We start from the raw sequence: 18,085 nt of genomic DNA on the forward strand, positions 1-18,085 counted from the left end.
CCGTCGCCGCTGGCGGGCTCGCGTGCTGGCGGGCTCAGCCGAACGCGCGGACGGCCTTCTCCAGCTTCGCCTCTTCCGCGGAGCGGAGCAGGCCCACGGCCACCACGGTGAGGCGCTCCGGCCGGAACAGCGCGCGCGCGGCGTCGCGCACGTCCTCGACCGTGACGCGGGCGAGCTCCTCGTGCCGCGCCTCCGGGGTGCGGGTGATGTCGGCGAGCGCGGCGAGCCCGTGGAAGCCGGCGGTCGCCTCGGCGTCGTCGAGCATCGCCTCCACCGACCAGAGGTGGCGGTCGCGCGCCTTGGCGAGCTCGTCCTCGCGCGGGCCGACCTCGGAGAGCTCGCGGAGCAGCGCGAAGATCTCCCGGACCACCACGGTCGCGCGGTCGTGCTGCACGCCCGCGGCGATGTCGACGACCCCGTCGTCCTCGTAGGCCTCGAACATCCCCGACACGTCGTAGCAGAGGCCGAGCCGGTCGCAGATCCGCTCGTAGAGCCGCGTCGACATGCCGTCGTCGAGGACGCGGAGCAGCATCTCCACGGCGGGCTCGCGCGGATCGCGCTCGCTCACGCCCCGGAACGCCACCCGCAGCTCGGTCTGGCTCGACTGGTTCTCGATGAAGCGGAACCTCGGCTTCTTCTGGCCGTTCGGCGGCGGCGAGGCCGGCACCAGCTCGCCGCGCGGCATGGCGCCGAAGTGCCGCTCGACGGCCCGCGCGCACGCGTCGGGATCGATCCGCCCCGCGAGGCAGAGCACCGCGTTCGCCGTCGTGTAGTGCCGGGCGTGGTGGGCGCGCAGCATCGGCTCGTCGAAGCGGTCGAGCGCGTCGATGCCGCCGGTGATGGTGAACCCGAGCGGGTGCCGCTCGTACATGAGGGCGCGCGCATTGTTGTCCGCGTCGATGTCGCGCCCCTCGTCGTCGAGGTCCTCGAGGATCTCCTCGCGCACGATGCCGCGCTCGACCTCGATCGCGGTGAAGCGGGGTGAGGTGGCGACCTCGCCGAGCAGCGCGAGCACCGGCTCCAGGTTCGCCGGCGGCACCGAGATGCTCATCACGCCGTGGTCGACGTGGGTCGCCGCGTAGAGCGTCCCGCCGAGCCGCTCGAAGGCGAGCGCCTGCGCGTGCGCCGACGGCAGCGTCGGCGTCCCCCGGAACACCATGTGCTCCAGGAAATGGGAGATCCCGTTGGTCTGCGGCGTCTCGAACCTCGACCCGACGCGCAGGTAGAGCGAGGCGACCGCCCGGTGCACGTGCGGCTGCGGGACGAGGACGACCTTGAGGCCGTTCGAGAGGACGATGTCGCGCGCGTCACGCGGCGGGAGCGGCGTCATTCCCCCTCGTCCTCGATCGGGAGCGCCGGCTCGCCGGAGCCGTCGTCGGCCGGCTTGGACTCCTTGAGGAGGTTCTGGTCGTACTTCACCTCGCTGCCGATCGTCGACTTCAGCCGGCGGATGTACCCGACGAGCGCGTCGTTCTGCTTCGCGGCGCGCATCGCGGCGGTGTAGAACTCGCGATCCTTGTCCCACTGCTCCTGGCTCGCGGACGTCTTCTCCTTGAGCTGGATCACGGCGTAGCCGTTCTCGAGCGCCACGACGTCCTTGGGCAGGTCGCCCGGCTTGTCGAGCTGGAAGGCGATGCGCGCGGCCTCGGTGCTGTCCCTCGCGTCCGTGATCGGCGAGCCTGACACGTTGAACGGCAGGCTCGTCTCGACCGTGGGCCGGTTCGGGTGGTTCGCCATCGTGTAGGGCGGCCGCGCCTCGCCAGGCTCGGCCTGGCCGCCTTCCTTCGCCGCCTCGTCCTTGCTCCCGTCCTGCTTCGCGGCGGCGGGCTGCTCGCCCGCCTTCTCCCCGGCGCCGGCCTTGTCCTTCGCGGGCGCGAGCTGGGCCAGGTGCGCGGCGAGCGCGTCGTCCAGCGACTTCCCGCCCGCGGCGGCGGCGAGCACCTGCTTCGCGGCCTCGGCCGCGAGCCGCTCCGACTCGTGGGCCGTGTAGAGGTCGCGCGCCGTCTCCAGCCGGCCGATCTTCTCGGCGTCGGCGTCCTTCGCGATCTGCTCGAGCTTGATCACGTGGAAGCCGTCCTCGGTCTCGATGATGTCCGACACCTCGCCCGCCTTCATCGCGAAGAGCTTGTCCTCGACGGGCTTGCTGAGCCGGCCCTTGGTCACGCAGCCGAGCTCGCCGCCGCGCGCCGCGCTCGGATCGTCGCTCGCGCCGCGCGCCACGTCGGCGAAGCTCTCGCCCTTCTTGAGGCGCTGCACCGCCGCCTCGATCCGCGCCTTCGCGGCCGCCTTGCCCGCCTCCGGCCCCTGCTCGGCCTCCGCGGGCTTCACCTCGACCATCAGGTCCCGCGCGACGCGGCACTCGGGCAGATATTGCGCCTTGCGCCCCTCCCACGCCTTGTCGAGCTCTTCCTTGTTGGCGTCCGCCCAGGCCTGGACCGCCTTCTCCGACGTGTCGACGACGAGGTCGCCGTAGAAGCGCCGGTCGAAGCGCACGTAGCTGAGCGTCCGCGTCGACTTCTCGCGCGAGAACTGCTCGAACGCCTCGTTCTCGCCGACCCGGACGCGCGCGCGGATGAGATCGCGCATCCGCGCGGCGACGAGCTCCTTCCGCTGGTAGTCGCGGAAATCGGTCGGGCTCATCTTCGTGATCGCCCGGATCTGCTTCTCGTACTGCTTGCTGTCGAACTTCTTGGTCTGGCGGTTGCGGACGTCCAGGTAGCGAATGAGGTCTTCCCGGAGATTGAGGGCATAACCGACCTGACGGATCTTGTCGGCCGGCAGCGAGACACGCACCCTGCCGGCCACGAGCTCGGACGTCAGCTCGTCGTCCGACACGGTGATCCCGAGGCGCTTCGCGTCCTCGTTGAGCAGCCACCGCTCGTAGAGCCCCTCCGCCGTGAGCCGCCGGTAGCCCATCGCCCGGAGGCGGTTTTCGTCGACGCTGCGCATCCCGAGCAGGTTCCTCGAGGCGTTGAACTCGACCGAGGAGATGCAGCTGCCTCGGACCTCGACGGCGCAGGTGCTCGCGGTCGACTGCACGGGGCCCGTGTTCGGGCGGAACTGGACGATGAAGACGACGGCGATCGCGATGACGATGGCGGCGCCGAAGATTTGGCTCAGTCTGTTCACGAAGGGCTCGCTCCCGGGGCGTGCGCCGCTCGCTCCTCGAGCGGCCTCCCGCCTTGGCCAGGCGCGGCATAGCACGACGTCGACGGCGTGTCTTTGACGGCGGTCGAGAGCGGGGCTAGGGGCTCAGGCCATGGCAAGCTCGAAGTCACACCTCCCTGATTGCGGCCTCTACCTGACGACAAAGCCGCTCCCCGGAAACGAAGACAAGGTGCCTGCCGGCATCCTCGTCTCCTTCCACAACCACTCGGACAACGGTCTGCCGACGGTCACGACGCCCGATCACAACGTGCACAACCGCTGGCACTTCCACGGCCCCGCGGTCCCGTTCCGCGGAACGACGTGGGCGGACACGCTGCAGCGCCTCCCCGCCGAGGGGTTCTACACGCTGCGCAAGGAGCTCTCGTTCGACGGCGGCAGCTGGCCGAAGGGCACGCTGGTGCAGCTCGGTTACACGCAGGCGGGCATGCCTATCCTCTTCATCGCCCGCGTGCGCTCGCGGCTCCAGGAGAACGACCTCTTCTTCTCCGACAAGGGCGTGGGCATCAAGCGCGACCAGCTGTCCCTGCTCGAGCCCGTCTCCGTCTTCGAGGAGCCGAGCGACGGATCCGGCCACAAGCCCGACCACGCCGACGCCCACTGAGGGTGCCCGCGCTCACGTCCACGCTGAATATCAGCCTCGTTCGACATTTCTGTCCTCGGGCACGGCGTGTGCTTGTAATTTTCTTCTGTGATTCGACGCAGAACCCTCACCCCCCCGTCGCTCCAGATTCCCCCTGAGCTCCTGGCCAACCGCCGCAGGAGCGCCCGCCGCGAGCTGAGCGAGCGGGTCCGCCTCGAGACCGGCGATCGCGCCGTCTCCGGCTGGACGCTCAACGCGAGCGTCGGCGGGCTCCGGGTGGTGATAGAAAATTCACTCGACCCCGGTACGGAGCTAACGGTCTGGCTCGACGGCAGGTCCCCGCGCCCCGGCCGGATCATGTGGGTGCAGGACGAGCCGGACGGCTCCATCGTCGGGGTGTGCTTCCTGGATGGCCCCGACGGCGCCGAGGGCGGCGGCGGGCTGGACGCCGGGGCGTCGCGGTCGTCACGGTCGCGCTCGTGAGCGGCACGAACGCGCCGGCGCGCCAAAGCGCCACACCCCTGGTGAACGCTGTCAGCTTGACGAGGCACCCGCAATTTTGCGATGGATGTTCCTGCTGACAGCTGGGGGTAGCCGGAAACCAGCGGAAGATGCCGACACCCGCGGAGATAAAGAGGGCCCTGCTCCAGGCCGGATTCGAGGTTTACCGCACCCGGGGCGACGCCGTGCAGGTCGCGGAGCGGGTGCGGGAGAACCTGCTCATGGACTCGGGCATCGTCGTGGGCGCCGAGCCGCTGCGGGTCGCGCTCGTCGTGCGCGCCCAGCGCAACGATTTCCCGGGCGCGACGGACGAGCAGCTCTTCGAGCGCGCGCGCGGCATGGCCGAGCCTGCCGTGGCGCGCGGCTACACCGAGGGCGAGGCCGCCCTCCGCCACGTCCGCGACCCCGGCGACGCCGAGCGGACGCTCGACACCTGGTGCGAGGTCCAGTTCGAGAAGCCCGTGGCGTCGCTCGAGCTCGCCGTCAGCGAGGTGGGGTTCGCCCTCTCGCTGGAGAAGACTGCCCTGCCGCGGTAAGCGGTAGACGATGCCCTTCGACCGAGCCGCGAGCCTGCTCGGGCCCTCCGGGCCGTTCGCGCGCGGGCTCCCCGGGTACGAGGACCGGGAGGGGCAGCTCGCGATGGCGAGCGCCGTGGAGCGGGCGATCGCCGAGGACCGCGTCCTCCTCTGCGAGGCCGGCACCGGGACCGGCAAGACGCTCGCCTACCTCGTCCCCGCGATCCTGAGCGGCCGCAAGGTCGTGGTCTCGACCGCGACGAAGGCGCTCGAGGACCAGATCTACACGAAGGACCTGCCGCTCGTCGCCGAGCACCTCCGGCTGGATCCGCGCGCGGCGCTGGTGAAGGGCCTCGGCAACTACCTCTGCCTGCGCCGCTTCAACGAGCTCCGCCACAGCCCCGGCGCGGGCGCCGGGGCGGCGGGGCGCTCGCTGCCGCTCATCGAGGCGTGGGCGCAGGAGACCGAGATGGGCGACGTCGCGGAGCTCGCGTACCTCGCCGAGGGGGATCCGGTCTGGCGGGAGGTGGCGTCGTCCAGCGAGACGCGGCTGGGCGCGTCGTGCGACTACTACGAGGACTGCTTCGTCACGCGGATGAAGCGCGACAGCGAGGCGGCGCGCCTCCTCATCGTCAACCACCACCTCTTCTTCGCGGACCTCGCGCTGAAGATCGCCGGGGCGCGCCGCGGCTTCGGCGGCGCGGGCGCGCTCCCGCCGTACGACGCGGTCATCTTCGACGAGGCGCACCAGCTCGAGGACATCGCGACGAGCTTCTTCGGCGTCCGGGTCTCGCGGGCGCGGGTCGACTCGATGCTGCGCGACGCGGACCGCGCCTTCATCGCGTCGGGCCTCGCCGACCGCATCCTCGGCCGGGGCGAGGGGACGGCGATCACGGCCGTCGTGCGCGAGTCCGCGGACGCCCTCTTCGATCGGCTCGCGGCGCTCGGCGGCCCCGCGGCGGGCGGCGGGGATCGCGGCGACGCCCGCGTGCCGCTCCCCCGGGACGCCTGGTCCGGCGAGCTGCTCGAGGCCTACCACCGGCTCGACAACCACCTCGAGGCGCTCGCCGGGTACGCGAGCGCGAACGCGATCGCCGAGGCGGTGCAGCTCGTCGGCAACCGCGCGGCCCAGCTGCGGGAGGACGCCGCGCGGATCGTCGACCCCGCGACGAACCAGGTCACGTGGGTCGAGGTGCGCGGCCGCGGCGTCTCGTTCGGCGCGTCGCCGGTCGATCTCGGGAACATGCTGCGCGAGCACGTCTTCGAGCGGATCGGCGCCGTCGTGCTGACGAGCGCCACGCTCACGACGGGCGGCTCCGGCGGGTCGGGTTTCCGCTTCCTCCGCTCGCGGATGGGGCTCGACGAGGACGTGCCCGTGCCGATCGACGAGCTCACGGTCCCGTCGCCCTTCGACTACCCGAACGCCGCGCTGCTCTACACGCCGCGCGATCTGCCCGAGGCGACCGACGCGGCGTTCGTCGAGCGCGCGGCCGATCGCATGGCCGAGCTCATCGGCATCACGGGCGGCGGCGCGTTCGTGCTCTGCACCTCGATCCGCGCGATGAACGCGCTCGCCGCCGCGCTCCGCGTCCGGCTCGCGCGCGCCTCGGCCGAGGCCCGGGCGGGCGGGGGCGCGCCGCGGCAGCAGGCCCCGCTGCTCGTGCAGGGGGACGCGCCCAAGGGCACGCTGCTCCGCCGCTTCCGCGCCGAGCGGCACGCCGTGCTGGTCGCGACGATGAGCTTCTGGGAGGGCGTGGACGTCCCTGGCGAGGCGCTGCGCCTCGTGATCATCGAGAAGCTCCCGTTCGCGGTGCCGACCGATCCCGTCGTCGCGGCCCGGTGCGCGGCGATCGAGCAGAGCGGCGGCAACCCGTTCATCGCCTACAGCGTCCCGCAGGCCGCGATCACCTTGAAGCAGGGGTTCGGCCGGCTGATCCGCACGCGGACCGACCGCGGCATCGTCGCGATTTTGGATCGGCGGGTCCGCACGCGCGGCTACGGCCGCGTGCTGCTCGACAGCTTGCCCGACGCGCGCCGGACCGAGCGCATCGAGGACGTGCGCGCGTTCTGGGCCGGCGCGGGGGCGGAGCGCGCGGAAGCGGAGGAGCGCCGGCGGGGCGAGGCGCCCTGACGCACGCCGCGGGGCGCGCGATCCCGGGAGGCGCGCGAGGCGCGGCGAGCGCGCGCCCGGTCGATCGTCAGGGGTACGACGTCTTCCCGTAGATGCACCAGGCGCCGCCCTTCTTCAGGCCGATGGCCTGGCGGAGCTTGAAGTCCTTCTTGAACCTGGGGTCGCCGTACGAGGCGCGCGAGGAGGGCACCGTCGGGCCCTTGCAGTCGGTCCCGGAGGCGATGATCAGGAAGTAGCGCGGGTTCTTGGAGAAGAGCGCGTCGGTGTAGCCGGTCCCCACCTTGTTCGTGTACCCGCCCGGGAGGCTCGAGACCTCGGGGCTGAGGAGCCCCAGCATGTCGACCACCGGGAAGCCCGTGCGGTAACCGACGTAGCCGATGTCGGCGATCGCGATGGGGCCGGGCTCCGCGTTCTGGACGAGCCAGTCGGCCGTGCGCCCGGCCGCGTCGTCCCAGAAGCCCTTGTCGTTGACGAGGATGTTCCGCTGGGCCCGCACCAGCTCTCCGGTGCGGGTCGCGAGCGTGATCGCGCCGAACGCGGCGATCGCGAGCGACGCTGCCCGCTCGCGGCGCGCGGCGATCGCGCGGACGGCGTGGTCGGCGAGCAGGAACGCGAACGGCTCCGCCGGGGCCAGGAACCGGAAATACGGCATCCAGTCGCCGCCCACGAAGACGACGTACACGCCGAAGAGCAGCGCGATCGACGCGATCGCGAGGCCGCTCCGCCGCCGGTGGACGAGGGACGAGGCGACCGAGAAGAGCCCGAGCCAGAGGAAGGCGCCGGCGTGCTGCGCGTACTTGCGAACGTAGTCGCTGCCGCCTTGGAGCTGCTGCGCGAAGTTGCCGGTCTTCGCGGCGAGCGTGTTCGGGAGCCACGCGCCGTAGTAGCTGTGCCGCCAGAGCAGGTGCGCGGCGACGGGGAGCGCGAACGTGGCCAGGCGGAGCACGTTCCGCCGCGTGAACGCCTGGTCCGCGTGCCAGATGACGAGCAGCCCGAGGAACAGCGGCGCCTCCGGTCGGGTGAGCGCGGCGAGCGCGAACACCGCGCCGGACCAGGAGAAGGCGCGCGCTCCCCGAGGCGCGTCGCCCGAGGCGGCGGCGTCCTCTTCGCGGAAGAAGAGCTCGGTCCCGGCGAGCGTGAGCAGGAGGAAGAGCGGCGTCTCCAGCCCGAACACCGCGTAGCCGGAGAAGAGGATGCTCGTCGCGAGGAACCACGTCGCGAGGCAGGGGACGTTCGAGAACGGGCGCAGCCGCCGCGAGAGGAGGTAGGTGGGGACGAGCGCGAGCGCGGCGCAGGCGGCGCCGAGCACCTTCGACGCCGCCTCGGGCGTCGCGCCGAGCTTCACCGCCGCGGCGAGGAGCACCGTCCAGAGGAAGTTCGTGTAGCCCTCGACGCGCTCGCCCACGTTGTAGACGAGCCCATTTCCGTTCGCGAGGTTCTCCGCGTACCGGAACGAGATGTACGCGTCGTCGATCGTGAAGCTCGAGACGCGCACCGCCGCCACGAGCGCGACCAGCATCGGCACGGCCAGCCCGAGCGCGATGTGCAGCCAGTGGGGGAGGGGAGCGCCGGCGAGCCACGCCCGCACATCGCGCGCCGGCGGCGTCGGGTGCTCCTCTTCCGGTTCCAGCGCCTCCTCGTCTTCCGTCGCCTCGTCGCCTCCCGCCGCTTCGTCCGTATCCACCGCGCTCCTGGGCTCGTCGCTCATCGGGCGCGGACGATACCGCGATTGTCACACCCGCAACCTCGGGCTGCGTAAAACAGCACGGAATGGTGTGCGAACACCCCGACGCAGTGCGAACGAAATTGCGCACTCCGGGCGTCGGATTACGCTGTCGAGGTAGCCAGGCGATGGCTTCCCGCGCTGGGAAGGAAGGAGTCGAGTGATGAGCGAGCTCGTTGCGCACCTGCCCGTGGTCTGTCTCGTCATTGCCCTTGCGGCGCTCGCCGCCGCCGCCGCCGTGGGCCTCGCGCGCAGGGCCTCGGCCTCCGGCGCCCCCACCCGCGCGCTCTCCGTGAGGGAGCGGGCCATCGTGGCTGCCTGCGCCGACGCGCTCTTTCCCGCCGGCGGTCCGATCCCGCTCTCCGGCACCGAGGCGGGGCTGGTGGAGTACATGGAGCGCTACGTCGCGCGCACGCCGCGGCCGCTGCGGCCGTACATGCGGCTGCTCCTCCACTTCGTCGAGCTCTCGCCCTGCGTCTTCGGGCCGCGCCGCGCCCGCTTCACGCGCCTCCCGCAGGCCGATCGCATCGCGGTGCTCGCCTCGATGTCGCAGAGCTGCATCTACCTCCGGCGGGTCACGTTCCTCTCGCTCCGGACGATGCTCTCGATGGGCTACCTCGCGAACGAGAAGGTCGCCCGCGCGATCGGCGTCGCCTGCTGTCCCACGCCGTTCGAGCGGCGCGCGGCCGCGCGCGCTCCGGGAGAGCCGGTCGCCGTGGAGCCGCCGTCGCTCGCGCCGGGGGTGACGGCGTGAAGCTCCCCGGCCTGGAGGAGCCGCCGCGCTCCGCGCACCCCGATCGCGGTGACCGGCGCTCGCTCCCGCTCTCCACGCTCCGCTCGAGGGCCGAGGTGGAGCCGCTCCCGCCCGCCGAGCCGCGCCCGCAGGTGAAGGTGTTCGCCGACTACGAGGGCGAGGTGAGGGCCTCGTGCGAGGTGCTCGTCGTCGGCTCGGGGCCGGGCGGGGCGGTCGTCGCGAAGGAGCTCGCCGAGGCGGGGCGCGACGTGATCCTCGTGGAGGAGGGCCCGCCGTTCGGAGTGGAGGATTTCCGGCAGGAGGCGGGCGAGTCGCTGGCGCGCACGCTGCGCGAGGGCGGGATGCGCGCCGCCCGCGGGCGCATGCTCATCCCGACCATGCAGGCCATCGCGCTCGGCGGCGGCTCGGTCGTCAACTCGGCGATCTGCGCGCGCTCGCCCGCCTGGGTGTTCGACAAGTGGGCGGCGCGGACGGGCACCGAGGCGATCACCCTGGAAGCGCTGCTGCCCCACTACCAGCGCGTCGAGCGCCTGCTCGGCGTCGCGCCCACGCCGATCGAGGTGCAGGGCGAGCGCAACCTGCGCTTCAAGCGCGGCTGCGATGCGCTGGGGCTGTCGAGCGAGCCGACCCACCGCAACGTCCGCGGCTGCCGCGGCTCGGGCGAGTGCTTCACCGGGTGCCGCAACCGCGCCAAGATGTCGACCGACGTCTCGTACGTCCCGGCCGCCATCCGGGCGGGCGCGCGCGTGTTCACCAGCGTGCGCGCCGAGCACCTGCTCGTCTCGGGCAGGCGGGCCGCCGGGATGCGCGGCCGCACGATCGAGCCGTTCACGTGGCGCGAGGGCGCGCCCGTCGAGATCCGGGCGAAGCTCGTCGTGCTCGCCGCGGGCTGCATGGCCACGCCGCTGATCCTGCTCCGCAGCGGCGCCGCGAACTCGAGCGGCTACGTGGGCAACGAGCTGCAGCTCCACCCGGGGCTCGCCATCATGGCGGTGTTCCCCGATCCGATCGATCCGTGGGAGGGCGCGACCCAGGGGTATCACTCGCTCCACTTCCTCGAGCAGGGCATCAAGCTAGAGGTCCTCTGGTCGCCCCCCGCCGTGCTCGCCGCGCGGTTCCCCGGCTTCGGGCACGACTACCAGCGCCATCTCCGGACCTACAACCGGATGGCCCCCTTCGACGTGATCATCGCCGCCGAGCAGTCGCGCGGGACCGTCCGTCCAAAGCGGGGCAGCTGGGATCCCGACGTGCGGTTCGACTACGCGCCGCGCGACGTCGAGAAGATCCAGCGCGGTCTCGGCATCCTGTCCGACATCTGCTGGGCGGCGGGCGCCGCGTCGATCCTGCCCGGGCTGCACGGCGTCCCCGACGAGCTGACGTCGCCGGAAGACGCAGAGATCCTGAAGAGCAAGCGGCTCGACGGGCGCGACACGATCACCGCGGCGAACCACGCGTTCGGTACGGCGCGCATGTCGCGGAGGCCGCGGGACGGGGTCGTCGACGAGGAGGGGCGCTGCCACGATCTCGACAACGTTTACGTCGCCGACACGAGCGTCTTTCCTGGAAGTCCCGCCGTGAACCCGATGCTTACGTGCATGGCGCTGGCCGATCGCATCGCGTGCGGCATCATCGAGCGCTGGTGATGCGCGCGGCGGCGTGTCACCACAGGAGCCAGCGATCCGGGGCGTCGCATCCGTCGCGCAGAACGACATGTCAGGGACGGCATGTGAGGGGGGCCTTGCACCCGAGAAGGAGGCAACTCCCGAGTTGATGAGAGGCCCCCGCGAGCTACAAGTTTAACGGCACGTTTCATATCGCACGGGGCCGAGCCGTCCGTCCGCCGAGCTGGGAGGGAAGCTTTGGGACCGAACGCAGTTTCAGCTGCAATTCCGCGCGGACAGGCGCGCTCGCCGCATCGAGGCCACAGCCACCACGGCCGGGTGCTCCTCGTCGAGGACGAGCCCGATCAGGCGGCCATCCTCGAGGCGGTGCTGCGCCACGAGGGGCTCGACGTGGTCGTCGCATCGAGCGGCGAGCAGGCGCTCGAGATCCACCAGCGGACGCCGGCTGACGTGCTCGTCACGGACCTCAACCTGCCCGGGATGACGGGGGTCGATCTCATGCGCCGGCTCTCCCCGGGGCAGCTCGACGGCCCCGAGCCGAAGGCGCCGCCGCCGCACGTGGTGATGGTCACCGGCGCCGCGTCGATCTCGAGCGCCGTCGACGCCCTCAAGCTGGGCGCGGCCGACTACCTCCAGAAGCCGCTCGATCCTGCGCGCCTCGTGCTGCTCGTGCGCGAGCTGCTCTGGTCGCCGCCGACCGAGTTCGACGACGACGATTCCCTCCACGGGCAGCTCGTGTTCGAGGGGATGATCGGCGGCTCGCCGCGGATGCGGGAGGTCTTCACCCGCATCGAGCGCGTCGCCGCGACGATGGCGCCCGTGCTGATCGTCGGCGAGAGCGGCACGGGCAAGGAGCTCGTCGCGCGCGCCATCCACAACCGGAGCCGCCGCCGCGGCGGTCCGTTCGTCCCGGTGCACACCGGCGCGATCCCGCGCGAGCTCATCGGCAGCGAGCTCTTCGGCCACGAGAAGGGCTCGTTCACCGGCGCGTTCGCGGCCGCGGAGGGCAAGTTCGAGGCGGCCGCCGGCGGCACCGTCTTCCTCGACGAGGTGGGCACGATGGACGCTGCCGTGCAGGTCAGCCTGCTCCGCGTGCTCGAGACGTACCGGTTCACCCGGGTCGGCGGCCGCAAGGAGATCGAGGCCGACGTCCGCGTCGTCGCGGCGACGAACAAGGACCTGCTCGACCTCGTCGACGACTGCGTCTTCCGCGAGGACCTGTACTACCGGCTCAACGTGTTCACGGTGACGCTGCCCCCGCTGCGCGAGCGCAGGGAGGACATCCTGCCCATCGCCGAGCGCTTCTTGCTCAAGTTCGCCAAGCGCTACGGCACCCCGGCACGCCGCCTCTCGGACGCCGCCGTCGAGCGGCTGGCGGAGCACGACTGGCCGGGCAACGTCCGCGAGCTGCGCAACGTCATCGAGCAGACCGCGCTCTTCGCCTCGAACGAGCTGGTCTCGGCGAACGACGTCCAGCTCGGCCAGGGCAGGATCGAGCGGCGGTCTTCCCGGCGCTCGTACGACAGCCTCCCGGCGGCGAAGGCTGCGGCGCCGGTCGCCCACCCCGAGCCGGCCGAGCCGCTGTCGGTGCCGATCGTCCACGCGTCGGACATGGCGGTCCCCTCCGACCCGGCGCCGTCGCACACCGTCGTCGCGCCGCCTGCGCCGCCTTCCGTGGGCCCAGCGTCGCTCGCGCGAAGGCCGCCGGGGGAGGCGGGCGCGCACGAGGTCGAGCCGGCGCGGGACGCCGGCGAGGCGGCGGAGCACCCGCTCGTGCTGCGCCTCCCCGTGGGCACGCGCCTGGCGGACGCCGAGCGCAAGCTCATCCTCCTGACCCTCGAGGCCGTGCGCGGCAACAAGCAGCGCGCGGCCCGCGTGCTCGGGATCAGCCGACGCGGTCTCTACTCGAAGCTCCAGGCGTACGGGGAGCACGTCGGCAGCCACGAGGCCCAGGGGCAGAGCGAGAGCGTCGAGGCGCCGGATCCGGTCGACGATGTGCCGGTCGTGACCGACGAGCCCGGCCTCGAAGAGCTCGGCTCCGTGCGCGGCGACGCCTGAACGGCGAGCCCTCGTCCTGCCGCACGGCAGCACTCCAGCACCGCCGCACTCCAGCGCGACTCAGCGCCGCCCGGCCCGCCCGGGTTGTGAGCCGCAGCCCATCGAAGAGCGCCGCCGGAGGCGCCCCGCAGGCGGCCGGTTCCACGGGAGGAGCCGGCCTGGGAGCTCCTGCGATGCGCCCCGACAATGGTCCCAGCGGCGGCCCGTCCCTTTGTGCTTTACGAAGGGACGACGACCTCGGCTATCGTAAAGCGGAGCTGCGAGATCAGACGCGCGACTGGCACGTCAGAGAGCGGGCCACCGGCGCGGTATCAAGGTAAACTCTACGCGACGCCTCGCCGGCACTACACCCCTGCGGGCCAGCCCCCAATGAAGATCACCTGCCAGTCCTGTCAGTCGAAATACACCGTCTCGGACGAGAAGGTCCAAGGCAGAACCGTCAAGATCAAGTGCCGCAAATGCGGCGCGACGATCCTCGTGAACAGCTCGGGCGTGACGACCAACGGCGGCCCCGCCGACCCGGTCTCCGGCACGAGCGTTCCGAACGACGGGACCACGTACCTGGTCAACGTGGCGGACGGCGATCAGCGCTCGATGACGATAGCGGAGATCGTCGCCAGCTATCAGGCGGGGGTGATCAACGCCGAGACGTACGTCTGGGCCGACGGGATGGCCGACTGGCAGCCGCTCGGCCAGGTCGACACGATCGTCGCGGCGCTGCACGCCGGCAGCGCGCCGGCCTCCGCGGCCGCGCAGGAGCCGGCGCCCGTGCAGCCGCAGTCGGTGCCCAGCCCCGCCGCGCCAGCCGGTCCGACGTCCTCCGGGGTCGAGGCGGTCGCGGCGGCCGCTCCTCGCGCGGCGGCGGTGCGCCGCGACCCGGCGCGCCCGACGCAGGACCTCTTCGGCGGCAGCGCGGGGCCCGAGGCGCACCGGCCCAGCTCCGACGACGTGGCCACGAGCGCTCCGCTCTTCAAGAGCGGCGCCGCTCCCGGCCAGCGCGACGAGAACTCGATGCTGTTCTCGCTGAGCGCCCTCACGGCGAAGGCCGCCCCGGCTCCGGCGCGGTCGAGCGCCAGCGCCTCGGAGGACTCCGGCCTCATCGACCTGAAGGCCCTCGCCGCGGGGACGGGTGTTCGCGCGCCGTCGCCGGTCGCGAGCATCGTCGCCAACGACGGCGGCCTGTTCCAGCTCAGCGCGCCCATCGTGACCACGGCGCGGGCGCCGTCCGTCGCGCCGCCGACCATCGAGGCGGCTCCCAAGAACCGGGCGCCGATCATCATCGGCGCGGGCATCGCGATCGCGGGCATCGCGATCGCGGGCGTCTTCCTGCTGATGAAGGGCGGCGGCGAGACGCCGGCGTCCACCGCTGCCGAGACCACGCCGCCCGCGGCGGCGGCCCCGGCGACGACGGCGCCCCCGGAGCCCGAGCCGGCGCCGGCGCCCACCGCGACGGCGACCGCGAGCGCCACGGCGGAGGCGGCCGCGTCCGCCGCGCCGACCGCCGCCCCGGCGGCCGCGGGCGGGCGCGCGACCTCGAGGCCGGCGCGTCCGGCCAGCGGCGGCGGCACCACGGCGGGCAAGAAGGAGCCCGCCGCGGCGTCCCCGGCGCCCGCCGCCCCGGCCCCGAAGCGCGGCGGCTGCGGGTGCGCGGCGGGCGATCTGATGTGCGCCATGCAGTGCTCCGCCAAGGGCAAGTGAACGCGCGGGGGCCGTCGATCTGGCCCCGGCGGTGCCCCGGCGGTGGACGATGAGCCGCGCCGCATGAGCCGTGCTCTTGCGGCGCGGCTCATGCGCACGCCGCGAGAAGCGCGTTCGCCGCGGACCGGCGGGCGCGACCACGCACGGGTGATCCGGTTCTGCCTCCGTCGAGCGGACGGCAGCAAGAACGGTGCGGCGCCCCGGGGCGCGCGCTAGCATCGTCCGTCATGACCGAGCCCGACGGGCGGCTATACGCGCCGATTCCTCGGTGGACCCCGGGCGCTTCGCCGCTCTTCGCCGCGGCGCTGCTCCTCGGCGCGAGCGCTGCGGCGTGCGGCGGACGGGCGGCGGTGGCGCCTCCCGGAGGAGGGCCCGCGTCGCGCGACGGCGGCGGCGCTGCGCAGCCGTCGCTCACGGGGCCGGGAGGTCGAGCCGCGCAGGGGGCGCTCGTGACGATGGTCACGCCGTCGCTGCTGCTGCCGGATCTCGTCGGAGAGCGCGGGGTGGTGGCCAGCGAGGCAGGGGCCAAGCGGGTGCTCATCGATCGCATGCGCGCCGTCGCGCACGACGATGGATCGATCGAGCGCGCCGCCGATCTGCTGCCGTCGGGCCAGGTCACCGCGCTCAAGCTCCCGACGCGGCTCGGCGGCGGTTACCTGTTCTACGCGTCGAGCCGCGGCAGCGCGCAGCTCTGGCGGGCTCCCGCGTGGCTCGCCCCGCTCGATCCGCTCGTCCAGCTGCCGTCGGAGGCGAACGAGATCATCGCGGGGTTCGATCGACTGTACGCGCGGCTCTCGCACAGCCACCGGCTCTTCGCGATCGACGCGCAGACGGGCGCGGCGATGCCGCTCGGCCCGCTTCCACCGGCGAGCTCTTACGGACAGCTCGCGTTCGCCGACGGCTGGCGCGCCGTGGTCGAGGCCGATCTGCGCGGGATGCTCGTCACCTTCGACGCCGGGGCCACGTGGCGCGCGGTCGAGATCGACGCGCGGCCGACCTCGGTGGGCATCATCGGCGGCGACCCGGCGGTGATGACGGCGAACGGGTTCTACTCGGTCGACGCGCGCGGCAGCGTGACGTACCGGACCCTCGAGGCATCCGACGATGTGCAGGAGCTCCCGGCGCGCGTCCAGGGGCCGTTCGGTCGGCGCCCGCTGCGCGCCGCGGTCGAGGACGGTTGGCCCGACTCGATCGCCACCGCGGTGGTGGCCCGCGGCGGCGCCCTGGCGCGCGTCTCGCTGCGCGACGGCGCGGTCGTCGACGTCGCGACCGACGCCTACCCCGAGCGCGAGGCGACGTGCCATGCGCTCCGCACGGGCGCGTCGTTCGGCTTCGTCTGCGGCGAGCGCGAGGGCCCGACGACGCTCTACGCGTTCCAGCCGCCGCTTGGCATGCGCCGCCTGATGCGCTTCGACAAGCCCCGCTTCGTGTCCTCGAGCGGCAACGGCGCCCTGGTGATCCGCGGTTCGTGCGAGGAGGACGGCGACGTGCGTGACGGCCGCGCGTACTGCATCGTCGCCGCCGACGGAGGCACCCGCGAGATCCACGTGCGCGCGCCCGCCAGGGACGTCGGCGTCGAGCGCGTCGTCGCGCTCGCCGACGGCCGGGTCGCCGTCCTCTCGCCGCCTCGCCCCGGCGCGTCGGGGCAAGTCACGCTCCTCAAGGGGAGCGACGTCACCGCCGTCCCGTTGATCCTTCCGACCAAGCCTCGCAGCACGGCCCGCGAGCTGCAGCGCGGGATGTGGCTCGAGGGGTTCGAGGAGCGCGAGCCCGGCGTGCTCGGCGGCTGGGTCGAGGCAGGCGGTCCAATCGTTGGCGTCCGGATCGACGTGAAGAGCGGCGCCGTGAGCGCCGGCGCGCCGCGCCAGGACGCCACGGGTGCGATCCTCTCGGGGCGCTTCGCGCTCTCCCTGGGAGAGGGCGAGCGCGCCGCCGAGTCGACGGACGGCGGCATGACCTGGCGCGCGATCGAGGTGCCGGAGCGCGACGACGACACGGCGGCGTCCCGGACGCGCGCCTGCGGCCCTGTCGGCTGCGTCTTCAAGGGCTGGATCCGGGTCGGCTGGGGGAAGACGGCGCTCCCGGACGATCTCGCGGAAGCGAAGCCGCCGCCGGTGCTCCAGACGCCGCTGCGCGCGGGGAGCCCGATCGGGATGCGCTGCGAGGCGCTCGGCTCCTCGACCCCGCCGCTGCCGGACAGGCCGCCGGCCGCGCGCGCCGCGCGCGACGTTCCGACAGCGCGGCCAGCGCGGGCGGCCGCGCGCCCGCAGGCCAAGGAGACGCCGGCCTCCGCGTGGGCACCGTTCCGCAACACCCCGCCGCCCGCGCTCGGCGCGGACGAGATCGGCTTCGACAACGGAGCGCCGTACGACATCGTGACGATGCGCGCCTATGCGTGGGGCAAGCGCGGCGCGGACTGGGCGCGCGCTGGGCGCTGGCTCATCCGCTTCGACGACCGCTTCGATCCGGAGGGCGGCGTGCGCTCCAGCGGCGTGAGCGCCTCACCCTGGTCGGATGAGGCGTCGGCCGCCGAGGCGCTCGGCGTCGCGACCCACGGGGCTGCGTCCTGGGGGGCGTACCTCGATCCCGGCGGGCGGGCTGCGTTGACGCACGTGTGCCGGGGCGCCGGATGCAACCTGTTCGCTGTCTCCGAAGGGCTCCCGGTGCTTCCGTTGCGCGACAGCGCCGGCCGCGCGGGCAATTTCCTCCGGCCGTTTCCGAACGGCGCCGTGCGGCTCGGCGAGACCTGGTTCTTCGCGACGCCCGGCGGCTCGTACGACGCCGTGGCGCTGTGGCGCGCGGATCTCGGGAGCGCGCGGCAGCTGGCGACGTACTATCGCCCGGGGCGCACGAGCTACGGCGCCGATCCGCCGCGCCTCGTCCGGCGCGCGCTGGGCGGCGGTGTCGGCCTGCTCATCTCGACGGCTCCGGACCCTGGCGTGCGCGCCGGCTCCTGGCACGTGCTCCCGATCGACCGCGACACGGGCGCGCTGGGCGAGGCGCTGCCGCTCGGCCGCAAAGATCTCGCGGACACGCCGCTCGACCGCTGTCTCCCGGGTCAGGACGGCTGGCTCCTCGACACCAGCCTGGAGGGCTCACCGAGCTTCGATCTCGGCGGCAGCTACCCCTCCGTCGACGGCGCCGAGTTCCGGCTCCGCCTGGATCCCGGCAGCGCGTGCGTCGAGGCGATCTCGGTGAGGCTCCAGGGCACCTTCTCGAAGGCGCCCGAGAGGCAGCTCGACATCGCCGCGAACGCGATCCCGCTCGCGGCGACCGAGCGAGCGACGGGCCGGAGGTGGCGGCTGCGCTGCGAGCCGAAGGACGCGGGCAGGTGA

Annotated in this window: 12 protein-coding genes; 9 read left to right on the forward strand and 3 right to left on the reverse strand. The window is 73.0% G+C overall.

Translation table 11 applies throughout. The annotated features are described in order from the left end of the window. Window positions 1-34: 34 nt before the first annotated feature. Entirely contained in the window at window positions 35-1,330 is a 1,296-nt protein-coding gene (locus WMF33_RS17665; RefSeq protein ID WP_061622967.1) for a M16 family metallopeptidase, read from the reverse strand. Further along, window positions 1,327-3,129: a peptidylprolyl isomerase gene (locus tag WMF33_RS17670; RefSeq protein WP_437338222.1), complete on the reverse strand. Its 1,803-nt coding sequence runs from the start codon at window positions 3,127-3,129 to the stop codon at window positions 1,327-1,329. Before WMF33_RS17670 ends, WMF33_RS17665 begins: the two co-directional genes overlap by 4 nt. Before the next feature lie 130 nt (window positions 3,130-3,259). Between WMF33_RS17670 and WMF33_RS17675 the strand changes: the two genes are divergently transcribed. From WMF33_RS17675 to WMF33_RS17690, 4 genes are all read left to right on the forward strand, one after another. Next, window positions 3,260-3,769 (forward strand): hypothetical protein, encoded by a 510-nt coding sequence (locus tag WMF33_RS17675; protein WP_061622969.1) that lies wholly within the window; start codon window positions 3,260-3,262, stop codon window positions 3,767-3,769. Between the two features lie 87 nt (window positions 3,770-3,856). Continuing rightward, window positions 3,857-4,231 carry a PilZ domain-containing protein gene (locus tag WMF33_RS17680; protein WP_437338223.1) on the forward strand — a complete coding sequence of 125 codons (375 nt, stop codon included), beginning with the start codon at window positions 3,857-3,859 and terminating at the stop codon, window positions 4,229-4,231. 128 nt (window positions 4,232-4,359) lie between these two features. After that, a complete protein-coding gene (locus tag WMF33_RS17685; protein WP_437338224.1) occupies window positions 4,360-4,785 on the forward strand; it encodes a hypothetical protein in 426 nt (141 codons plus the stop codon). A gap of 10 nt (window positions 4,786-4,795) precedes the next feature. Continuing rightward, the gene (locus WMF33_RS17690; RefSeq protein WP_437338225.1) at window positions 4,796-6,895 is read left to right on the forward strand and encodes an ATP-dependent DNA helicase; all 2,100 of its coding nucleotides are present in this window, start codon (window positions 4,796-4,798) and stop codon (window positions 6,893-6,895) included. Window positions 6,896-6,962: 67 nt separating this feature from the next. Here the strand turns inward: WMF33_RS17690 and WMF33_RS17695 are convergent, their stop codons facing one another. After that, a complete protein-coding gene (locus WMF33_RS17695) occupies window positions 6,963-8,603 on the reverse strand; it encodes a hypothetical protein (protein ID WP_437338226.1) in 1,641 nt (546 codons plus the stop codon). Window positions 8,604-8,781: 178 nt separating this feature from the next. Here WMF33_RS17695 and WMF33_RS17700 point away from each other — a divergent pair, with 178 nt between their 5' ends. From WMF33_RS17700 to WMF33_RS17720, 5 genes are all read left to right on the forward strand, one after another. After that, window positions 8,782-9,372: a gluconate 2-dehydrogenase subunit 3 family protein gene (locus tag WMF33_RS17700; protein WP_437338227.1), complete on the forward strand. Its 591-nt coding sequence runs from the start codon at window positions 8,782-8,784 to the stop codon at window positions 9,370-9,372. Further along, the gene (locus WMF33_RS17705; protein ID WP_437338228.1) at window positions 9,369-11,015 is read left to right on the forward strand and encodes a GMC family oxidoreductase N-terminal domain-containing protein; all 1,647 of its coding nucleotides are present in this window, start codon (window positions 9,369-9,371) and stop codon (window positions 11,013-11,015) included. Before WMF33_RS17700 ends, WMF33_RS17705 begins: the two co-directional genes overlap by 4 nt. Before the next feature lie 297 nt (window positions 11,016-11,312). Continuing rightward, window positions 11,313-13,052 (forward strand): sigma-54-dependent transcriptional regulator, encoded by a 1,740-nt coding sequence (locus WMF33_RS17710; RefSeq protein ID WP_437338229.1) that lies wholly within the window; start codon window positions 11,313-11,315, stop codon window positions 13,050-13,052. 369 nt (window positions 13,053-13,421) lie between these two features. Continuing rightward, entirely contained in the window at window positions 13,422-14,750 is a 1,329-nt protein-coding gene (locus tag WMF33_RS17715; protein WP_437338230.1) for a zinc-ribbon domain-containing protein, read from the forward strand. 227 nt (window positions 14,751-14,977) lie between these two features. Further along, a complete protein-coding gene (locus tag WMF33_RS17720; RefSeq protein ID WP_437338231.1) occupies window positions 14,978-18,085 on the forward strand; it encodes a hypothetical protein in 3,108 nt (1,035 codons plus the stop codon).

This window comes from Sorangium sp. So ce394, from assembly GCF_051474665.1.
GTDB classification, from domain to species: Bacteria; Myxococcota_A; Polyangia; order Polyangiales; family Polyangiaceae; genus Sorangium; species Sorangium cellulosum_D.